The sequence below is a fragment of the Ureibacillus acetophenoni genome (assembly GCF_900220965.1).
GTDB classification, from domain to species: domain Bacteria; phylum Bacillota; class Bacilli; order Bacillales_A; family Planococcaceae; genus Ureibacillus; species Ureibacillus acetophenoni.
Genome location: NZ_OBQC01000003.1, coordinates 102,521 through 122,110 on the forward strand (window position 1 = coordinate 102,521; position 19,590 = coordinate 122,110).

Consider the following 19,590-nt stretch of genomic DNA (forward strand, 5'->3'; position numbering starts at 1 on the left):
TAGTTAGTATATAAATTACCGTGATTCTCACTACGAGGATCACAGGTAAAAAAAATTAAAAAAATATTAAACACTTTGGAGGAAATGAAAATGACAAAAATGTATTATCAAAACGAAATCAATGAAGAAGTATTAAAAGGTAAAAAAATCGCAATTATCGGTTATGGTTCTCAAGGTCATGCCCATGCTCAAAACTTAAAAGAATCAGGTTTTGATGTAGTAGTAGGTGTACGCCCTGGTAAATCTTTCGATCAAGCAAAAGAAGATGGATTAAACGTAAAAACTGTTGCTGAAGCAGCTGCTGAAGCAGATATTATTCAAATCTTACTTCCAGACGAAAGACAAAAAGCAGTTTACGAAGAAGAAATCGCTCCGAATTTACAAACAGGTAACGCATTAATGTTTGCTCACGGATTCAACATTCACTTTGGCCAAATCGTACCACCAGCTGATGTTGACGTATTTTTAGTAGCTCCAAAAGGTCCTGGTCACTTAGTTCGTCGTACGTATGTTCAAGGTGCTGGAGTTCCTGCATTATTCGCAATTTACCAAGATGCAACTGGTGAAGCTCGCGATCTAGCTTTAGCTTACGGTAAAGGAATCGGATCAGCTCGTGCTGGTATGCTTGAAACAACATTTAAAGAAGAAACAGAAACTGACTTATTCGGTGAGCAAGCAGTTCTATGTGGTGGTACAACACAGTTAGTAAAATATGGTTTTGAAACTTTAGTAGAAGCTGGTTACCAACCAGAACTTGCTTACTTCGAAACATTACACGAGTTAAAGTTAATCGTTGACTTAATGTACGAAGGCGGTATGGCTACAATGCGTTACTCAATCTCTGATACAGCTGAGTGGGGAGACTATGTTTCAGGTCCTCGCATCATCGACGAATCAGTTAAAGCTCGCATGAAAGATGTATTAACTGACATTCAAAATGGTACATTCGCAAAAGATTGGATCAAAGAAAACGAAACAAACCGTCCTCGTTACACTGAGTACAAAAAAGCTGGAGCTGAACACCAAATTGAAGAAGTTGGGGCAAAATTACGTGAAATGATGCCATTCATCAACGATGGTAAAAAGAAGGTAGTGGTAAAATAATGCGTAAAATAGATATTTTTGATACGACTCTGCGTGATGGTGAACAGTCAGCTGGTATTAACTTAAATACTGCAGAAAAAATTGAAATTGCAAAACAATTAGAACGTCTTGGTGTAACTGTAATTGAAGCAGGTTTTCCTGCTTCAAGCCCAGGCGATTTGGATGCAGTACAACGAATCGCGGGAACGGTTAAAAATTCTATTGTTACAGGTTTAGCTCGTTGTGTACAAAGCGACATTGATGCTGCTTGGGAAGCATTAAAAGGTGCAGAACAACCACATGTACATGTATTTTTAGCTACGAGCCCCATTCACATGGAGTACAAATTAAAGAAAACTCCTGACCAAGTAGTAGAGCAAGCAATTGAAGCAGTTAAATATGCAAAAAAATTCTTCCCACTTGTTGAATGGTCTGCAGAAGACGGTTTCCGATCTGATCGCGACTTTTTAGTACGAATCATTGAACAAGTAATTGAGGCTGGAGCAACAACAATCAATGTTCCAGATACGGTAGGATATGCATCACCTCAAGAATATGGTGAACTTTTCCGATTCCTACGCGAAAATGTACGTGGGGCAGATAATGTTAAATTCTCTGCACACTGTCACGATGACTTAGGTATGGCTGTAGCAAACTCAATTGCTGCAATGGAAAACGGTGCTGATCAAATCGAATGTACAATCAACGGAATTGGTGAACGTGCTGGTAATGCGGCTCTAGAAGAAATTGCGGTTGCTCTTCACATTCGAAATGATTTCTATCCAGTTGAAACTGGAATTAACTTAAAAGAAATTAAACGTACTTCACAATTAGTAAGTCGTTTAACTGGCTCATTAATACAGCCGAACAAAGCGGTTGTTGGTAAAAATGCATTTGCACACGAATCTGGAATCCATCAAGATGGTGTTCTAAAACATAAAGAAACGTATGAAATCATTTCACCTGCATTAATTGGTGAAGGAGAAGTTCCATTAGTTTTAGGTAAACATTCAGGCCGTGCTGCATTTAGAGATCGCGCTGTTAAAATGGGTTACGATTTATCAGACGAAAAATTAAACAAAGCATTCCAAGAGTTTAAAAAATTAGCTGACCGTAAAAAAGAAATTACGGAAGATGATTTAATTACATTGTTAACTGAACAACAAGTTTCTATTGAAGATATTGCTCTATTTGAATTAAAGAGTGTTCAAGTTTCTTACGGAACAGATAACATTCCAACAGCAACGGCATCTGTAGCTACTCCAGATGGTGAGTTAAGAACAATTGCTGCTACTGGAGCTGGATCTGTAGAAGCAATTTTCAACACTTTAGAACAGTTAGTTAACTCAAAAGTAAATATACTTGATTTCCAAGTGAAGTCAGTGAGTAAAGGCCGAGATGCATTGGCCGATGCAGTAGTAAATGTTCGTATTAATGGTGCAGTAACAACTGGTCGAGATTCTTCACAAGATGTTCTCGATGCAACTGCGAACGCATTTATTGATGCGATTAATCGAAATATTATTCATGAAAATATTCGACAAAAACAAACAGCGCAAGTGTAAGTTAATAATTAAACCTTTTTAGCATTTCAGCATTTCATTTAACGCCATCAAGAGATCTCTTTGATGGCGTTTCTAAAAAATTGTTTTCAATTGAACTCTTAAATTATCGTATAAAAAATAGGTTAAACTATTTTATTAAAATAAAAGTTTGCGATTTCGCTCTTCAATTAATTGAAAGAAAGGTGTTTTACAATGGAAAAGAAAATTACTGTTTTACCTGGCGATGGAATTGGTCCTGAAGTTGTTGCTTCAGCTGTTAAAGTTTTACAAGCAATCGGAAAACGTTACAATCATGAGTTTCAATTAAGTTATGCAGCAATTGGTGGATCTGCTATTGATGAGTACAATAATCCACTTCCAGATGAAACGATTGCTATTTGCGAGGCAAGCGATGCAATTTTATTAGGTGCAGTAGGTGGTCCTAAATGGGATAACAATCCACCTGAGTTACGCCCTGAAAAAGGATTGCTTAAAATTCGCAAAAGATTTGATTTATTCGCAAACCTCCGCCCAGTAAAAGCAATTCCTAGTTTACTAGGTGCTTCTCCATTGAAAAGCGAAGTAGCAGAAAACGTAGACTTAATGATTGTTCGTGAACTAACAGGTGGTATTTACTTTGGAGAAAAACATCGCGACTACGGTCAAGCAAGCGATTTAAATATATATACACGTGAAGAAATTGAACGAATTGTAGAAAATGCTTTTGAACTAGCACGTTTACGTAGAGGTAAACTTTGTTCAGTAGATAAAGCTAATGTACTAGAAACGTCTAGACTTTGGCGTGAAGTAGTGGAAGAAAAGAAAGAACTATATCCTGATGTTGAAGTAGAGCACAATTTAGTTGACTCAGTAGCTATGAAACTTATTACAAACCCAGGTCACTATGATGTAGTTGTAACGGATAATATGTTCGGCGACATTTTAAGTGATGAAGCTTCTGTCATTACAGGTTCACTTGGTGTACTACCATCTGCATCTATTCGAAGTGATAACTTCGGTTTATATGAACCAGTTCACGGTTCAGCTCCAGACATAGCAGGTCAAGGAAAAGCAAACCCTGCTGCAACAATTCTTTCGGTAGCGATGATGTTACGTTACTCATTTGGTTTACAAGAAGAAGCTGCAGAAGTAGAAAGATCAGTTAGTGCGGTATTTGATGATGGTTACTATACTGCAGATTTAGCAAAAGGGAACAGTCGTACATTAACAACAGATGAATGGACAGATCGAGTGATTGCAGAAATTGATACAAATTTTGTAGCAGATAGTATTGTAGAATCTTATATTTAAAGGGTTGGTGAAGAGTGATGGCAAAAAATATTATCGAAAAAATTTGGGACACACACATTGTACATCAAGAAGAAGGTAAACCGGATTTACTATATATCGATCTTCATTTAATTCATGAAGTAACATCTCCACAGGCTTTTGAAGGGTTACGTTTAGCTGGGCGTAAAGTACGTCGTCCAGATTTATGTTTTGCGACAATGGATCACAACGTTCCGACGAAAAATTTACCTACGATTAATGATCCAATAGCTAAAAAACAAATTATGACTTTAGCTGAAAATGCGAAAGAATTTGGAATCGAACTAGCGGATATCGGTCACCCAGATCAAGGGATTGTACACGTAATTGGACCTGAATTAGGTTTAACACAGCCTGGGAAAACAATCGTTTGTGGTGACTCACATACATCAACTCATGGTGCCTTTGGTGCTTTAGCATTCGGTATTGGTACTTCAGAAGTTGAGCATGTATTATCTACACAAACTTTATGGCAAAACAAACCGAAAACAATGGAAATTCGCGTAAATGGCCAACTTGGTGTTGGTGTAACTGCGAAAGATATTATTTTAGCGATTATTGCTAAATGGGGAATTGGTGTAGGTACTGGCCATATCGTTGAATATACAGGTGATGCGATTCGTTCATTAACAATGGAAGAACGTATGACAATTTGTAACATGTCGATTGAAGCGGGTGCAAAAGCCGGTTTAATCTCTCCAGATGAAAAAACTGTAGAATTTTTACGCGATCGTCGTCATGCTCCGAAAGGTGAAAAATTCGAAGAAGCTGCTGCGTACTGGTTAAGCCTCGCATCAGATCCAGGTGCATCATATGATGTATTTCTTGAAATTGATGCTGAAGAAATCGAACCAATCGTAACTTGGGGTACAAATCCATCTATGGGTACAGGAATTTCTAAAACTGTTCCTACTTCTGATCAATATGAATCAGAGTCAGATAAGCAGGCATTGAAAAAAGCACTTGCTTATATGGGATTAGAGGAAGGCCAACCCATTGAATCGATTGAAATTCAGCATGTATTTATCGGTTCATGCACAAACTCACGTCTTTCAGATTTAAAAGCTGCAGCAAGTATTATTGAAGGCAAAAAGATTCATCCAGGAGTTAGAGGTATTGTAGTACCAGGGTCTTGGTCTACGAAAAAAGCTGCGGAGGAAGAAGGACTTGATAAAATCTTCCTAGATGCTGGTTTTGAGTGGCGTGAATCAGGATGTTCAGCATGTCTTGGTATGAACGAAGATACTATTCCTGCTGGCGAGCGTTGTGCTTCTACTTCAAACCGTAACTTCGAAGGCCGTCAAGGTGCTGGAGCACGCACACACTTAGTAAGTCCAGCTATGGCTGCTGCTGCGGCAATCGAAGGTCACTTTGTTGATGTACGTAAATACGTACAACAAGCACAAGAAGTATAAGGAGGCATAACAACATGGAACCTATTAATAAAATTACTAGTGTGATAACACCATTAGATCGTAAAAATGTAGATACAGACCAAATCATCTCAAAAGAATTTTTAAAACGTATTGAACGTACTGGTTTCGGACGTTTCCTATTTTATCACTGGCGTTTTGACGAACAAGGAAATGAAAACCCTGACTTCGTATTAAATAAACCAGAATATAAAGGCTCTCATATCCTTGTTGCACAAGACAATTTCGGTTGTGGTTCTTCCCGTGAACACGCACCTTGGGCAATTTTAGATTACGGTTTCCGTGTAGTAATCGCGCCAAGTTTTGCAGATATTTTCCACAATAACTGTTTCAAAAATGGAATTCTTCCTATTAAACTGACAGAAGAAGAGTGCGATGAAATCCTTTCAAAAGGTTTAAATGCACCATACTCAGTGGATGTGAACCTAGAAGAACAAACAGTAACAGGGGAAGATGGAAAAGTATTTAACTTCAATATTGACCCTTATTACAAAGAAATGCTTCTAAATGGTTGGGACGAAATTGCGTTAACTTTTAAATATGAAGACAAAATTTCAGAGTACGAAGCTAAACGTATCGCATTTTAATAATAATAAAAGAGTTGTTCCAAAATTTTAGGAACAACTCTTTTTTTGTATTATTTAACAGCTTCAAGGGTTTTAAGTTTTTCCATTCGTTTTGCCTTTAGTTCAGGATGAGCAATTTCCAACACAGAACGTCTTAAGAAGACTAATACAATGATGATTAATGTAATACTAGAAATAATTAGAATGTACTCAGCTGGAACTAAATCATACAAAATACCGAAAATAAGTGACCCAAGAGGCATCATTCCCATCGCCATCATTTCAAGAATACCGAAAATGCGCCCACGATAATTTTCGTCTACTTCCTTTTGTAATAGCACCCCAATTGGTGTATTCGTTAATACACCTAAACTTCCAAATAAAAACATAACGATAAAGAAATAAACAAAGTTTACACCACTTGAAAAAGCGATGAGTAACGGGATCGAAATCGCACTGACTAATATAGACATCCCTAAAATCGACCGTTTAGAGAATAATAATGGGTACTTCACATTCGATCGAGCTGCAAAATAGATTGAGAATACTAGCATCCCTATCGCAGCACCTGCTTCAACAAAACCAATTAACGTATAATCCATTTTTAATTTCTCGACTAAAATAAAACTAATACCAACATTAACAGCTGTAAAGAACATATTTAACAACAACAATACCCATAACAAATTGGCAATCACTTGCTTTGTTTTTAAATATGCGAATCCTTCTTTAAAACTACCAATCATACTTTCTTCTTTTTGTTCCCTAGGTTGTTCCTGGTCTTTTGAATACAATTTAAAATTCATTGTTGACTCTAGGAAGAATGCAGTTCCATAAGCAACAATATTAATCACTAAAAATAGTTCAATCGGTAATAGACCAAACAACATTCCACCAACGATTGGACCACCAATCCCGGCAATTGAAAGGGATAATTGGTTAAAAGACATCGCCTTTTGAAGACGCTCTTCATCGACTAGATTTGCAATCGATGCAGTAAATGCAATTCCTGTGAAAGTACTACAAATGGAATAGAAAACAGTTGTTACATAAATCGCTGGAATCGATAAACCAAAAATCAAACTATAAATAAGTAAACCGCTAATTGTAAGTACCGTTCCTGCTTGCCCAATTAGTACAATAGCTTTTCTTGGAAAACGATCAACGATAATTCCAGCAATTGGTGAAAGTATTGTACGGGGCACAATACTGAAAATTAAATTTGCCGCGAAACTTAAAGCTGAACCAGTAATCGATAAAATAAACAAACTCATACCAAAAGCATAGACATTTGCACCAAGAGAAGAAATCATTTTACTAACTAAAAATGTGTATAAATGATAAGTCGCTCTTTTTAGCTTTGCTGATTCGTTCAACTCATTCACCCCGAATGTTTAATTTGATTAAACTTATTGTATGGCATATTTTTGCAAATTGCAACCGATAAGTTTAATTAAATTAAACAATAGTGGTAATACTCTACTTGTAATGATATTATAAGATAAAATCAATGTAGTGAATTGGTTCTTAACAATTGAGGTGTGAATCATTGAATGATTTAGGAAGCAGAATTAAAAAATTGCGCAAAGAGAAAAAAATGACGTTAGCTGAATTAGCAGGGGAGCGCCTTACTAAAGGGATGTTGAGCCTTATTGAAAATGGTAAGGCAAAACCATCTATGGATAGCTTACATTACATTGCTGAACAACTGAATGTAGATATTTCAACGTTAGTAAATGATAATCATATAGAAGAAATTAGGGAATTATTATTAAATGTTGAAGAACAATTTTACAATATAAAAGATCCTTATAATAAAAAAGAAATTGAAATTATTGAACATATTTTGAAAAAAATTAATGTTTATCAAGATCAATTGCTAGGGAACAACTACGAAGAAATTCGTCTTCTTGATTTGAAAATTAGATTAGAGGCGTTAGTGAATCTCGATGAAATTCAAGAAGACGATATGTATCGAGTCATTCATTTATATGAAAAAATACATGCATACAGTCGATTAGTAAACTGTTATCTCTTCTTAGCTTCAGTTGCTTTTAATAAAAACGATTATATAAAATCCCTTCGTTATTTGCAGCGAGCAGAGGATAGAATTGAACCATATGTACATTTAGTCGATCATTTATCAAAATTAGATTTGCATTATTTACTAACAGTATTATATTCAGCGGTTGGTGATGTATTATATACAGAAAAACATTTAGAGGTTGCATTGGACATTGCTCAAAAATATAAAATTTACTACCGTTTAGATGACTTTTATCGTTTTATGTTAGTTCAATCGATGGGTCGTCATGATTTAGAGAAAAATTATTACTATATTACTAAATTAAAACAACATGCCGAATTTACCGAAGAGCCCATCTCAAAATTTACTTACTTGTGTTGCGAAGCTTTTTATTCAAATATTATTGAAAAAGACTATAATAAAACAATTGAAATCGCAAAAAAAGGGAAAGAATTTGCATCCAATGAGAATGGTATACTCATTTATTTATTAGAATTCATTGTTGCTGAAGAAACATATGCTCTATGGGGACTAGGGTTATATAATGAGGCGCTTAAATGTAGTAAAGATTTTAAAGTTTCTGAGGCTGTTCACCATCCATATGACCTTACAACGATGTATAAATGTTTTGCAGTAAGAGCACTATGTCACTTAGAGTTGGGGGATAGGGAAGCTGCAAAACAAGAAGTATTATATGCTGCTAATGGCGTAAAAAATTTCCCTAATACAATTGATAAAACATTTATCGATGAGGCCTATAAAAAGATTATTGAATAATAAAAAGAAGTGTGATCACTTAGAATCACACTTCTTTTTTTATAGTATTGCCATTGCATGTGAGCCAAGGGATTTATACGTACTAAAGAATACATTCTCATCAATTGTTTCATATCCAGAAAGTGGGTTCATAACAGTTACTTTTCCATCAGCATAACCAATTAATACAACCGCGTGCAAATTCATAAAAATTGGGTGTTTTTTATTTGTTCCTTCAATTACCCAATGACCATGAGTTCTAGCTTGTTTATAGTCTATAGTAGCCCATGTTAACACAGGTACACCAGAGTTCACATAGGATAAAATTTCTTCTCTAGAAGATTGACTTAAATTTAACGCTTTAAAATTACTATTATTTTCAAACAAAACTTGATTCGCTACTTCTATAATTGGTTCGGCATATACATAATAACCACCATCTTTTTTAGAAGGATCACCTGCATATGAAACATATGGATCAGGGCCGTAAAGTTTATTTGCTTTCTTTGTGACTGGTGTCGTTGGTAGATAGTCATTTGCTAATGTCATTTTATCGACTTCAATACCATAATAATTCATAATCGCTGTCAATGACGTTATTTCACAACCATTTGGGAGTTCCGGATTTTGCTTAACTATTGGAACAGCTAAATTATCTGAATTTGCATTGAATGTTTCTATTGTTAAAACAGGTTCATTCGGATTGAAAACAAATTTTTCTCTTGATTGTTCCGAAAGTTCGCCTGTTAGCTCTATCTTATAAATAACTACCTCGTATGGTTTATCTGGCTCAACCATGTCAAATGTCGCTTTTCCGTCTTCAGTTACTGTCTCTGTCGCGATTTTTTCACCAGTCTCAAAATCAAAAAGAGCGACTGAAACATTTTTCACACTTGTCTCGCTGGAAAATTCGACAGTATGAATTGTCAAAGCGTTATTGCTTACGGGTTGTTCTGCTGACATTTGTTTACTATAAACTTTTGGTTGCTCATTTTTTATCGTATGTTCATTGGAACTGCAACCAAAAAGAATAACCGTGCAAGATAAAGGTAATATTAATTTTGTTACGAAATTAGTTTTACCTAGCAATTAAAATGCACATCCTTTAATTCATAATCACATGATTCAAACATATTGTCTGCATAGTTCTAAAAACTATACGGATGTCAAAATATAGATAATCTTATTTTAATCCATTAATCGAATAGAGTAATAGTATTTAATCTAAATAGAGCAAAATAAAAAAACAAACTTGGACAAAACCATCCTTTAAAACTGAGAGCGGATCGAATTTGATATTAAAATAACGGTAGAATCTCCCGTTATTTATAGAATTAGGACTTTTTTAGGGAATATAAGAGTAAATTTTCCTCTTATTCTAAGAAAAGCACCTCATTTTCGCTTCTTTTAAGCAAATAAGAGTAATTTCTCCCTCTATTTAAGCGATTTTTCGGACTTTTTACTAATTAAGGGGAATTTCTCCTCTTATTATTAAGTGAAATTCTGCCACGAAAGTTTGACGGAAATATCACCCAGTATAGATATTTTATATACTTATGGCGGTAAAAGAGAATAACAGGAAAAATTACTAAATAAACGATAAAAGTGAAATCGCAGTGCCGATTTCACTTTTTTGTTATTCATCTAAGCAATTTTGTATCAGCCTCAAGATTTATAATTTAGCACTACCACTATCAAATTTTGTGTCTTTGTAATACATGTTTTTCACTAATACATTTGGTCCTAAACATTTTACAGCTGGACAGTGACAATTTAGTGATTTTGCTAAATCAGTGTCTAGCCACTTATCAAAGATTTCAGGTAAAGAATCATTTTGTATGTTACCAAGAGCTGGAGTATCACCAAAGTCAGTAACAATTACATCACCAGTAAAAATATTGATGTTTAAACGAGAGCGACCATCAGGATCATTACGTAATGTTACGTTTTTAGATTCTCTTAATCTTTTTAATAATGTTTGGTCTTCCTCGTTCAAACTGCAAGGATAGAAGGGAAGTGTACCAAATAACATCCAAGTATTTTCATCTCGTATATCAAGTAGATGATGAATCGCCTCACGTGTTTCCTCTAATGATAATGCAGTTAGTTGTGATGCGAAATCAGAAGGGTACATTGGGTGAATTTCGTGACGTGCACACTTCATTTCATTGACAATTTGATTATGAATATGCTCAATATATGGAACTGTATTCTTATTAAGCATTGTTTCAGCTGATACCATCACACCTTGTTCTGACAGCATACGAGAATTTTCAATCATTCGATTAAAGAGTGCTGCACGTTGGTCAAATGTCGGTTTTCTTTCCATCATTGCAAATCCCGTTTCGACAAATTCCTCAACCGTTCCCCAGTTATGTGAAATATGTAATACATCTAAATAAGGAGCTATTTCTAAATAACGGTCTCCATCTAGTGTTAAGTTTGAATTCATTTGTGTACGAACGCCGCGATCATGTGCGTATTTTAAAATCGGTTTCACGTAATTTTGCACTGATTTTTTACTTAGCATCGGTTCGCCACCTGTAATACTAAGGGTTCTTAAGTTTGGTATTTCATCTAGTCTTTTAATGAGAAGCTCTAAAGGTAAAGCAACAGGATCTTTCGTTTGTAATGTATATCCAACTGCGCAATGAGCACATCTCATATTACATAAATTTGTTGTAGTAAACTCGATATTGGAAAGTGTTAACTTTCCATGTTGTTCAATATCCATATAGGCTTCCCAAGGATCGTAATGAGGGGTAAGCTTATCTAACGTATTCATAGTTTTCGATACTTCCTTTCCAAAGATTCATTTTCTCATAGAATTGTAAATTCGAAAACTAAAAATAATAGAATTAGCACATTTTATTCATATATGGGGAAATTATTACGAAATAACTAAGAATTGAAAATACATAATATTATTATGTAAACTAACGTGGTCAAAAAAATGAAATGGATCATAACAATTATGAATCCACTTCATCTAAAGTAGTCGTTATAAAACTATTATTTTCACTATAAAAGACTTCACCAAACTTATTTTCAATAATAGTTTTCTCGAGTTTTATTTTTGAATAGTTCATCGCTTGAACATTGTAGCGGTATTTATCATTTTTAATAATACTGTCAGATACATAGATCGCAGAACGATTTTGGGCCAATAAATCAGATTGATGTCCATCTGCCATTTGAACACCATCTAAGTCAACAGTAGATTCAAAATCAATCCAAATTTGAGGTTTTAAATGCTTCGCAATAAAACTGTCTCGAATAAATACCTCGCTATGATTTTGAATGAGCAGCGCATTTCGTTTACCTTCTAACAATTCACTATTATTGATAATGAGGGAACTATCATTAACTACAATTTGCGCTAGAGCATGATTAGAAATTTGACTGTTTATGAAGTTAGAAATAGAATTTCTAGTTATTTTTAATCCGTAAGACCCGCCATCGAAAATTTGACAATGTTCAAAAACTGCTGTGGAATGATCACTTATTTCAATTTGCACCTGGTCGCAGTTATAAAATTTACTATCAAAGATGAAAACTTCACTTTTGTTCACTGCAAATATACTTTTTCCGTTAAATAGCTCACTTTGAGACATTGTAACGATCACATTCGTTTTACACGCTATGTGGGGCATGTAATTATCGTAGAATCTTGAGTATTCAATATCTGCGGAAGATTTCTCAAATGCTAAAATTCCATTTCCTTTATTGTCCATTACTTCACTTTCATATAAATTTAACTGGGCACTAATAATTGTTACAGCCGAATTTTCATGTTTTGATAGTTCACATTTTACAAGGGAGGCACTTCCTTCTTTATCAACAAAAATTCCAATATAGTAGCCTTCTTTAATAATACATTGCTTCATGGAACAAATGGATTTGTCGGTAACATAGATTTGTGATAGTTTATGATATTTAATGATTGTTTCGTTAAAATTGGCAATTGCTTCTTCTTTTAACTTTACGCCAATTGCATCTCCAGAATGGATGTGGCATTGTTCTATGTTTGCCCGGGATTTGTTTGAGATGATCATGTTTTCTTTAGGGTGATGGGAAATTTCACTATAAGTAATAGTTGCTTCTGTAAAATCAGTCATATAAATGCCAGATTCTTTACCATTTTGGATTATGCAATGATGTCCATTAAAAGTACATTTTTCGAGCCATATTTGTGGTAGTTGATGAAATCTTAACGTACTACTTGAAAGGGAGATTTCTGCCTCATTGCAGCCGTAAATGCCATTACCATTTCCGCGTTCTAAAACACTTCCGAAATCCTCAAATTCGGACTCATCGACAATGATTTGAGTTCCAGAATGTTGGTGAAAATGGTTTTTCTCTGAATACAGTTTGGAGCCGTCTTTTAGCCAAATTCCATGTTTCGCATTCGTTAACTCACACTGTTCCATAATTGCCTCAGATTCTTGGATAAGAAGTTGCATTTTTCCGTTAGAATGAAAAATACAGTTCTTGATAAATGCTTTTGAGTGATTCATAAGCGCAATCGCGACTTCTTTTGCATTTCTAAATTCGCAGTTTTCTAGATGGACAACACCTTCATCGACCGATAACAGAGCCTCAGATTTAACCCCAATGAGTTTACAGTTTTCTAATTTTAAATTTCCTTCAACAAATATTTGGGAAGTAGGAGAGATCGTTACATTTTGAAGTGTTACTTGAACAGATTTTGGAATGATAAAAATACCTTCCATTACTGTTTCTTCTTCACCGTTTGCTGAGATTAATACGTCTTTATCAAATTGAATGGATTCTCTATAGATTTTAGGTGATAATTTGATTTGTTCTCCTTTTCTTGATTTTTGAATGGCACGTCTCATTGTTTTCACGTTTGAAAAAAACGCAGAAAACAGTTTCATGATGGCCATGGAATCCCTCCTTCACAGTCATTCTGGGTGATATTTATATTTTTGCTAAAAAAACCAATATTTAATCGTTTATTAAACATTAATTTTTAATTAATAATGATTTTTGTATACAGTCACTCGAAAAGATTTCTCGCTAATTGAACTTATGCTTCATAGTCAGCTCGAAAGAACGTAGGTAAACAGAAGTTTTCCGCATAAAATTGGAATGAAATAAAGGAAAAATTGATGCTATTTGTAACATTAAAAAACATTACGTCAATACAATAATTACTATTTTTACTTACTTATTAGCCATACTAGATGAGAAAGGTTAAAATTATACATGAATAAGGAAATACATAGGGGGACACCATGAAAGATACATTGGAAAAGATTTTACATATGAATCAGTTAGAGAGAGAACAATACATGAGTACAAATGGGGATCAGCTATTAGAACAGATGACTAAGATCATTGGCTACCCAGAAGATGAGTTACGCGATAAATTAAACTACCGATTGTTTATCGAGCTTTTATCGACTAACGTACTTACGAATGAGCAAATGGCTCATCTTACAATTAAACTATCTGGAAAAGATTATTTATATAGTTCCATTGGCAAAACGGAAGACGACAGTGTATTTACTCGTTCATTTTCTGCTTTATGGCTTGCGGCACTTCTTTATGCAGATGCACAACTTCGCTTTTTAACGGAAGAACAATCGACAGAAATTTTAGAAGTTGCGACACCATATTTAATGAAGGAACTTGATGTTCGTGGTTTTTTAGGTGACAAAGGATGGGCCCTTGCAATAGGGAACGGTTCAGAATTAGCAACCGCTATTGTAAGTCATCCATCGTTCAAACTACATTTAACATCGAAACTATTAGAGGGAGTAAAGGCGAGTTTTTGGAAAGGCTCTGTTTATATTAATGATGAAGAAGAGAGTTTTGCGAAACTGATTGGGCTATTAATTTCAAAAAATGTAGCTGAAGAAGTTTTAATAGAATGGGTAGAACAAGTATTTGATAAATTAGAATTTTACCTAGTAACAAACGGATATACACCACAATATTTCTCCGCTAGAACGAATACGCTTCATTTTATGAAACAGTTCTATTTTCTATTAAAGTTTACACGTCGAATGCCAGAACTTATGGGTGCCGTTTCGATCTTTATTGGAAAATGGTCACAGCAATAATGGAAACTGAGGTAAGAATATGAAAAAACGAGCAACAAGAATAGTTCTATTTGCAGGAGCAGTAATTGCCTTAGCATTCCTATTTAATTTTTATTTTACAAATATCGAAGGTGACGGTAAAAAAACACCTGAAGCGGCTTTGCCGACTGATCAGAATTATGAATGGATTGAAGGTCCTAAAACAGAAAAGGAACATCGTTATTTCTTCTTGTCGAATGGCACATATTTTGGGACAGGCACTGTAACGAAAAATTTGACTGGATGGAGCTCTAGTGATGGGGTATACGCAAAATTACCCAATTCTTTAGAATTCAACGAAATCCCAGCTGCTTATTCAGATAGTAAAATCTTATATGGCCTAATTAAGCCAAATGGGGAAATAAGTGTAACAGTTAACGGAGTAGATGTCGAATTAATCCAATTAAGTTCACTTTCAGAAGAAGTCGTTAACTCATATAATGTCAAAGGTTACTCCATCTGGTATATAGATTTAACAGAATTAGGGAATAGGGAAGAGTTTATTATTAAAGTACTAGACTCTAATGATGAGGTGTTAAGTGAAATATCGATATAGCGTACCTGTGGAATGAGTTAGTATTTGTAATTAAATAGTATTGAAATGATTTATGGGCATCGAAGCTAAAAATTTCGATGCCTTTTTTGATTTCTAGAGAATTCTTTATAGAAGTTACGGTTCGATGTAGTAATTGTTTACATAATCCTCGAAGGCTTAGCCCATAAGTAATGTAAATTATACAGTTATAAGTAGTTTGAAAAAAATTTTTGATTCAATAGTAACAATTCGACATGAAACTCCATAGCATGTGTATGAGTTGAATCTGAACGATAGAAACTCGATAAAAAATTTAGGGGGATTCACGAATGGAAATTTTAAAAAGACTTGTAGTTGAAGAAGAAGGAGCTACGATGGTTGAATATGGTCTATTAGTTGCTCTAATTGCAGCTGTTGTAATTGGAACAGTAGTCACACTAGGAGGTCAAGTACAAGAAGGATTCCAAACAATCGTAGATGCAATGCCGGAATAATTAATTAATGAGCCTCACTAAAACAGTGAGGCTTACTTCAAATTAATTAAAAGGAGTAATAATTTATAATGATTGAGATTGTATTATTATTGGTATTACTTATTTCCATAGTCACTGATATCTATAGTCGAAAAATATTAAACGTTGTAACCATTCCAGCAATTTTAGTTGGACTCATTTATTACACAGTTCATTCTGGATTGAACGGATTATGGTTTAGTTTTAGTGGATTTATACTTGGTTTGGTATTGCTGTTAATTCCATTTCTTTTTGGGGGAATGGGCGCAGGAGATGTGAAATTAATGGCTGCGATTGGTGCATTGATGGGAACAGTCTTTGTATTTCATACTTTTTTATTTACAGCACTTATAGGTGGTGTAATCTCTATATTTATCCTATTACGAAGAATGAATATAAAACAGGTTATCGCCCATATGTACATGACATTTATCGTATTTCGAGGAAAAACCAAAGAAGTACATGTTAGTACGGAACAAAAGTACAAATTTTCATTTCCATATGGAATAGCAATAGTATTAGGGGCGTTTATAGCGTACATATGGGGAGTGATTTCATGAAATCCGAAAAAGGAGCTTCAATAGTAGAGTTTGCTTTAATACTACCACTATTGATTTTACTTGTATTTGGAATTATTGATTTTGGAAGAATATTCCATGCTTATTTAACAATTGACCATGCAGGTAGAGAAGCTGCTAGGGTCGCAAGTGTTGGTAAATTCAGTGATGTTGAAACTACCGCAGTTCAGAAGAGTGGAAATATGATCACTGCCGAAGATGTAGAGGTAACATACAGTGATGTTAACAAAATTAGAGGATCCATAGCCACAGTTAAAATAGATTATAAAATTACTTTTCTAACCCCAATCATTCAACCATTTTTCCCTTCCGGTTTAACGCTTTCTGACACCACAACGATGAGGATTGAATAAAAATGGAAAAAATATACAAAAGATTTCTTAGAGAAGAAAGAGGAAATGTTTTAGTTTTAGTTGCAGCCTTAATGGTTGTATTAATTGGCTTGACGGCACTAGTCATTGACGGAGGAAGATTATATTTTGAAAAAAGTACGCTTCAAAAAGCTGCTGACGCTGCAGCACTTGCAGGTGCGCAAGAATTACCAAATGATGTAACTACGGCAGAATTGCAAGCAAAAAATATAGCAACTGCGAATAATGTAGCCACGGGGAATTCAACAGTTCAGTTTGCAAGTGACAAAATGTGGATTCGTGTGATAACTTCCTCAAACGTAGATCTAACTTTTGGAAAAATTTTCGGTATATCAAGTGTACCTGTTACAGCTTCTGCAAAGGTAGAGTTAAACCCACTGACTTCCGGAACAGGTGTTATTCCACTTGGGCTAGATTTTAGTGACTATGATAAATGGAAAAATTGTACAGAAATCACTTTAAAGTTACCATCACCTAGTGGGCATATGGATCCGACTGAGCAATGTGATGGAAGTAATCAGTTAGGGTCGGGGAATACAGGACCATTAAACATTACGGGATCTGGTGGAGATAATTTTCGAAGCGATTTAGCCAATGGATCACAAATTGAAGTTTGGGTTGGGAAAGAGTTGGATACAGAAACAGGAACTATGACAGGCCCAACTAAACAAGGAATAAAAGAACGAGTTGATAAATGTAAAGATATTTACACTTATAATGCCGCAACATTTGAAACAAACCCACCCCCTGATAATTGTGCACAAATAGTTACCGTTCCTTTATACACCATTATCGAAAGCAATGGGAATCAAATAAAAAAAGTGAAGGTTGTTGGATTCGCAACACTTTTCATTATCGGTACAGATAATAGTGGGAAAGAAGTTTATGCAAGATTTATGGATTTCACTACTGGTGGTGGTAATTCTGAAGGGCAAACTGATTACGGTACGTATGGTTTTAAATTAGTAGAGTAATAGTCTATAAGTGGAGGATGAGCATGAATACAAAAAGAATTTGGATTTTCGCTCTTATATTTGGCTTAATTACTACGGGAATATTATATTTTGCATATTTCTCGAACCGTTCAGAGTCTGTACCACCCCCAGTAGAAGAGCCCGTAATTTCCGAAGAGCCCGAAATTGCTGTAAAACCTGAAGAGCCAAATGAACCGGAAGAAGAACCAAATACCATGATCCCAATTACAAAAGGGAACCGCGCAATTTCCCTCCAAGTGAGTATTGTTCAAGGGGTATCTGGATTTATTCAACCAGGTTCATACGTTGACGTGATTGTAGTGTTAACTCCTTCAGAAGAAGAATTTCAATACAAAGCAGGTCAGCACGACGCTGCTACATTGTTATTACAAAATGTAAAAGTTCTTGCAATTGGACACTCAGCAGACACGAAAGCAGAAGCGAAAAGATATGAAACTGTCACTCTTGAAGTAACACCCATTGAGAGTTTACATTTAGGATTTGCTGCAGGAGATAATAATCCAATCTTTTTAACATTAAGGGCAGAAGGGGATTCAGAGGTTGAACCAGAGGCAACACATATTCACGAAGATGACCTTCACAAAGGGGTGTTCAAACCATGACAACTCAAGTCTTATTATATACACAGGATCCAACTAAGATAAAACAAATTCATGATAGTCTAATCAATCATAACTATTTTCTTTTCTTTGCGAACAAGAGAGAAGAAATTGAAATTGTATTAAAAAATAATCGGAAGATGGCCCTATTATTAGATATAAATGAAATGAACGATGGTTATCAATATTGTGAAACACTATCCTTACTGTATCCGGAAGCATTTATTATTTTAGTTGGAGATGAACAAGAGTTAAATCTCATAAATGCACTTCGATCCGGTGCAAACGATGTTCTTTCTTATACAGCTGAGGAAGATGCAATTGTTGAAGTTCTAAATAGAGTAGAAAAACATTTCAAACTAAAAGAAACCCAAGCAATGAATAAAGAGCAGGATCAAAATGGTCTAGTGATTACAGCTTGTAGTACAAAAGGCGGGGTAGGAAAAACAACCCTAATTGTAAACCTTGCCTCAGTCCTCTCAAATGAAAATCTTAAAGTAGCAGTTTTAGACTTAAGCTTGCAATTTGGTGACGTGTCTTTGTATTACGATGTCAAACCAAAAAAAACGATTTATGAATGGGTTAAGGAAGAATATGGTGTACCCAATACTGATTTAAGTAAATACATGATTAAACATAGTTCCGGTGTAGATATTTTCCCTGCGCCGATCCGACCTGAATTTTCAGAGGCAATTACTGAAGAACATATTCATGATTTAATCCAACAATGCAGACGATTATATGACTACATTCTAATTGACACCCCACCTTATCTAACAGAACATACACTCATTTCCCTTGAAAAATCGAACGAAATTTTACTTATGACCTTTATGGATTTACCAACATTAAAAAACAATAAAATTTTTATAGAAACACTCGAAGCTTTAAATTTAAAGTACAAAGTTAGAATTATTCTGAATCGTTATTATAAGGTGAAAGGAATCCATCCAGAAACTGTTGAGAAAATATTTGAGTTACCCATTTTCGCTCAAATTCCAAATAAAGAAAAAGATATTACAGCTTCTATAAACGAAGGAAAACCATATGCCCTTACGAATCCAAATAGTGCATTTTCAAAATCTATTAAGTTCCTTGCTAGAAAGTTAATTGGTAGTCCCAATGAAATTAATATAAAATGAAAGATTACCCAACT

Annotated in this window: 18 protein-coding genes; 14 read left to right on the plus strand and 4 right to left on the minus strand. The window is 34.7% G+C overall.

Annotation, left to right across the window (positions count from 1 at the left end; translation table 11 throughout):
* The first annotated feature begins 63 nt into the window (after nucleotides 1–63).
* The 5 genes from ilvC (at nucleotide 64) to leuD (ending at nucleotide 5,976) form a co-directional block, all read left to right on the plus strand.
* Entirely contained in the window at nucleotides 64–1,104 is a 1,041-nt protein-coding gene (gene ilvC, locus CRO45_RS05975) for a ketol-acid reductoisomerase (RefSeq protein ID WP_097148744.1), read from the plus strand.
* A complete protein-coding gene (locus tag CRO45_RS05980; protein ID WP_097148745.1) occupies nucleotides 1,104–2,648 on the plus strand; it encodes a 2-isopropylmalate synthase in 1,545 nt (514 codons plus the stop codon). Before ilvC ends, CRO45_RS05980 begins: the two co-directional genes overlap by 1 nt.
* A 192-nt stretch (nucleotides 2,649–2,840) precedes the next feature.
* Nucleotides 2,841–3,938: a 3-isopropylmalate dehydrogenase gene (gene leuB / locus CRO45_RS05985; RefSeq protein ID WP_097148746.1), complete on the plus strand. Its 1,098-nt coding sequence runs from the start codon at nucleotides 2,841–2,843 to the stop codon at nucleotides 3,936–3,938.
* Between the two features lie 17 nt (nucleotides 3,939–3,955).
* Nucleotides 3,956–5,371 (plus strand): 3-isopropylmalate dehydratase large subunit, encoded by a 1,416-nt coding sequence (gene leuC, locus CRO45_RS05990; protein ID WP_097148747.1) that lies wholly within the window; start codon nucleotides 3,956–3,958, stop codon nucleotides 5,369–5,371.
* 14 nt (nucleotides 5,372–5,385) lie between these two features.
* Nucleotides 5,386–5,976: a 3-isopropylmalate dehydratase small subunit gene (gene leuD / locus CRO45_RS05995; RefSeq protein ID WP_097148748.1), complete on the plus strand. Its 591-nt coding sequence runs from the start codon at nucleotides 5,386–5,388 to the stop codon at nucleotides 5,974–5,976.
* Between the two features lie 50 nt (nucleotides 5,977–6,026).
* Here the strand turns inward: leuD and CRO45_RS06000 are convergent, their stop codons facing one another.
* Nucleotides 6,027–7,331, minus strand: coding sequence for an MFS transporter (locus tag CRO45_RS06000; RefSeq protein WP_097148749.1), 1,305 nt, complete (start codon nucleotides 7,329–7,331; stop codon nucleotides 6,027–6,029).
* Between the two features lie 173 nt (nucleotides 7,332–7,504).
* Between CRO45_RS06000 and CRO45_RS06005 the strand changes: the two genes are divergently transcribed.
* Nucleotides 7,505–8,758: a helix-turn-helix domain-containing protein gene (locus tag CRO45_RS06005; protein WP_097148750.1), complete on the plus strand. Its 1,254-nt coding sequence runs from the start codon at nucleotides 7,505–7,507 to the stop codon at nucleotides 8,756–8,758.
* A 39-nt stretch (nucleotides 8,759–8,797) separates the two neighbouring features.
* Here CRO45_RS06005 and CRO45_RS06010 read toward each other — a convergent pair whose 3' ends face one another.
* The 3 genes from CRO45_RS06010 to CRO45_RS06020 form a co-directional block, all read right to left on the minus strand.
* On the minus strand, nucleotides 8,798–9,826 hold the full coding sequence (locus tag CRO45_RS06010; protein ID WP_097148751.1) for a C39 family peptidase: 1,029 nt from the start codon (nucleotides 9,824–9,826) through the stop codon (nucleotides 8,798–8,800).
* A 583-nt stretch (nucleotides 9,827–10,409) separates the two neighbouring features.
* The gene (gene yfkAB, locus CRO45_RS06015; protein ID WP_097148752.1) at nucleotides 10,410–11,522 is read right to left on the minus strand and encodes a radical SAM/CxCxxxxC motif protein YfkAB; all 1,113 of its coding nucleotides are present in this window, start codon (nucleotides 11,520–11,522) and stop codon (nucleotides 10,410–10,412) included.
* A 187-nt stretch (nucleotides 11,523–11,709) separates the two neighbouring features.
* Complete coding sequence (locus CRO45_RS06020; protein ID WP_097148753.1) at nucleotides 11,710–13,644, minus strand: right-handed parallel beta-helix repeat-containing protein; 1,935 nt, start codon at nucleotides 13,642–13,644, stop codon at nucleotides 11,710–11,712.
* 351 nt (nucleotides 13,645–13,995) lie between these two features.
* Here CRO45_RS06020 and CRO45_RS06025 point away from each other — a divergent pair, with 351 nt between their 5' ends.
* From CRO45_RS06025 to CRO45_RS06060, 8 genes are all read left to right on the plus strand, one after another.
* Nucleotides 13,996–14,826, plus strand: coding sequence for a DUF2785 domain-containing protein (locus CRO45_RS06025; RefSeq protein ID WP_097148754.1), 831 nt, complete (start codon nucleotides 13,996–13,998; stop codon nucleotides 14,824–14,826).
* A gap of 19 nt (nucleotides 14,827–14,845) precedes the next feature.
* Nucleotides 14,846–15,400 carry a hypothetical protein gene (locus tag CRO45_RS06030; protein WP_097148755.1) on the plus strand — a complete coding sequence of 185 codons (555 nt, stop codon included), beginning with the start codon at nucleotides 14,846–14,848 and terminating at the stop codon, nucleotides 15,398–15,400.
* 308 nt (nucleotides 15,401–15,708) lie between these two features.
* Complete coding sequence (locus tag CRO45_RS06035; RefSeq protein ID WP_097148756.1) at nucleotides 15,709–15,873, plus strand: Flp family type IVb pilin; 165 nt, start codon at nucleotides 15,709–15,711, stop codon at nucleotides 15,871–15,873.
* A 68-nt stretch (nucleotides 15,874–15,941) separates the two neighbouring features.
* Nucleotides 15,942–16,451: an A24 family peptidase gene (locus CRO45_RS06040; RefSeq protein WP_097148757.1), complete on the plus strand. Its 510-nt coding sequence runs from the start codon at nucleotides 15,942–15,944 to the stop codon at nucleotides 16,449–16,451.
* Nucleotides 16,448–16,822 carry a TadE family protein gene (locus tag CRO45_RS06045; protein WP_170949420.1) on the plus strand — a complete coding sequence of 125 codons (375 nt, stop codon included), beginning with the start codon at nucleotides 16,448–16,450 and terminating at the stop codon, nucleotides 16,820–16,822. Before CRO45_RS06040 ends, CRO45_RS06045 begins: the two co-directional genes overlap by 4 nt.
* A 2-nt stretch (nucleotides 16,823–16,824) precedes the next feature.
* Entirely contained in the window at nucleotides 16,825–17,814 is a 990-nt protein-coding gene (locus tag CRO45_RS06050; protein ID WP_097148759.1) for a pilus assembly protein TadG-related protein, read from the plus strand.
* A gap of 23 nt (nucleotides 17,815–17,837) precedes the next feature.
* Nucleotides 17,838–18,437 (plus strand): Flp pilus assembly protein CpaB, encoded by a 600-nt coding sequence (gene cpaB / locus CRO45_RS06055; RefSeq protein ID WP_170949421.1) that lies wholly within the window; start codon nucleotides 17,838–17,840, stop codon nucleotides 18,435–18,437.
* Nucleotides 18,434–19,576 (plus strand): AAA family ATPase, encoded by a 1,143-nt coding sequence (locus CRO45_RS06060; protein WP_097148761.1) that lies wholly within the window; start codon nucleotides 18,434–18,436, stop codon nucleotides 19,574–19,576. The genes cpaB and CRO45_RS06060 overlap by 4 nt, the downstream gene beginning before the upstream one ends.
* Nucleotides 19,577–19,590: the final 14 nt, after the last annotated feature.